The sequence below is a fragment of the Pseudomonas sp. AC463 genome (assembly GCF_979253585.1).
In genome coordinates this window covers 1-403 of sequence record NZ_CEEDDZ010000158.1, presented here as the reverse complement: position 1 = coordinate 403, position 403 = coordinate 1, and the positions used below count along the sequence as shown (strand labels likewise).

Annotated in this window: 1 protein-coding gene and 1 pseudogene; both read right to left on the bottom strand. The window is 67.5% G+C overall.

The genetic code is table 11. The annotated features are described in order from the left end of the window. On the bottom strand, window positions 1-124 hold a 124-nt coding region (locus AC0IYH_RS29575), incomplete at its 3' end, for an alpha-E domain-containing protein (protein WP_471837620.1). Between the two features lie 86 nt (window positions 125-210). Continuing rightward, a pseudogene (locus AC0IYH_RS29570) lies at window positions 211-403 on the bottom strand (circularly permuted type 2 ATP-grasp protein); the annotation flags it as partial.

Here is a 403-nt window from a genome sequence, read left to right as displayed (position 1 = left end):
GCCCCGCGGAACGCGGCGACAATACGTCGAGCCGCACCGTCGCCTCCACCAGCCGCGCGATGAAATCGGTCCGCTCGAAGTAGCGGCCCAGCCAGTAGAGCGACGATGCGGTACGGCTGAGCATCAGAGCGGCCCCTGCGACTGGGTCATGCCGCCCATCGTCTGCGTCTGTCCAAAGCCAAAATCCTGGGACTGCGCGATCACCGGATCGTCCATCAGCACGAAACTGTCCTTGGTGCCGCCGCCCTGGCTGGAGTTCACGACCAGCGAACCTTCCTTCAACGCCACGCGGGTCAGGCCGCCGGGCACCACCTGCACCATGTTCGCGCCGGTCAGCACGAAGGGGCGGAAGTCGACATGCCGCGGCGCAAGCCCGCTCTCCGCCAGCGTCGGCACCGTCGAC